General features: G+C 44.8%; 2 protein-coding genes. One reads left to right on the top strand and one right to left on the bottom strand.

Annotated features, from left to right (window positions below):
* Window positions 1-98: 98 nt before the first annotated feature.
* Complete coding sequence (gene gmk / locus ACTHUE_RS19260; protein ID WP_070461392.1) at window positions 99-716, bottom strand: guanylate kinase; 618 nt, start codon at window positions 714-716, stop codon at window positions 99-101.
* Between the two features lie 168 nt (window positions 717-884).
* Here gmk and ACTHUE_RS19255 point away from each other — a divergent pair.
* A partial coding sequence (locus ACTHUE_RS19255) for an adenine phosphoribosyltransferase (RefSeq protein WP_440424195.1) occupies window positions 885-1291 on the top strand: 407 nt, incomplete at its 3' end.

The raw sequence follows: 1291 nt of genomic DNA, 5'->3' as shown, positions 1-1291 counted from the left end.
GGTTAGGGATTTTACCTGTGCAGTCTTCAGTAGTAATACGGGCCATGTTTGCTTGCTTTCTTTCTATGTTTCAAATAAACGGTTATTTTCGCTGTTTTTTAGGAATTTTCCAACAGGTTTGAGATAAATCCCTGTTGAGAGGATTTTTTCAGACGGCCTGCTTTAATAATGTGGAACAAATCGGCTTCGGCACGATCCAAATCGTCATTCACGACGACGTAATCGAACAAAACGGATTGCTCAATCTCATGACGGGCTTTTGAAAGGCGTGTTTGAATAACTTCTTCGCTGTCTGTACCACGGCCAATCAAACGTTGCGCCAATACCTCAAAGGAAGGCGGCAGGATAAAAATGCTGCTGGCTTCAGGCAACGATTTACGCACTTGTGCCGCACCTTGCACATCGATTTCCAAAATTACATCATAGCCCTCTTCGCTCAGCGAATTTACGCCGGCAATGCTGGTGCCGTAATAATTGCCGAACACATTGGCGTGTTCCAAAAAGGCTCTTTGCTCAATCAATGATTCAAATTCTTCTTTGGGAACAAAGTGATAATGTACACCATGTTCCTCACCCTCTCGCGGCTGGCGCGTGGTATGAGAAATGGAAACACGGATATCGTCATGATTTTTCAACAGGCGCGACACCAAGGTCGTTTTACCTGTGCCGGAAGCGGCAGAAATGATGTAAATATTGCCTTTTTTATGATTTTGCATGGTGGTTTAGTCGATGGTATGTACCTGTAAATTATAACACAACACAATGTTTCTCGGAATTTCAGACGGCATGTTGCAAAATTTGGCTATTGTATCGATTAATTTGGCAAGTCCGCATATGACCGCTACAATATCGCGTTAAAAACTTTTTGATTTCGGAATGTCGAGATGTTGATTCATCCTGAAGTAATGGGCGTAGAAGCTTTGGCGGACAAAATCCGTAAAATTGAAAATTGGCCGCAAAAAGGGATTTTGTTTCATGACATCACTCCCGTTTTGCAAAGCGCAGAATATTTCCGCCTGCTGGTCGATTTACTGGTTTACCGCTATATGGGGCAAAAAGTTGATGTTGTTGCGGGCTTGGATGCGCGCGGCTTCATTATTGGCGCGGCTTTGGCCTATCAGCTAAACGTCGGCTTTGTCCCCATCCGCAAAAAAGGCAAACTGCCGTTTGATACGGTTTCTCAAAGTTACGCTTTGGAATATGGTGAAGCAACGGTAGAAATCCATACCGACGCCATCAGGCCGGGCGCGCGCGTTTTGTTGGTAGATGATTTGGTGGCAACCGGCGGCAC

The organism is Neisseria sp. P0021.S005 (assembly GCF_051956955.1).
This window is presented reverse-complemented; position numbering and strand designations above follow the sequence as displayed.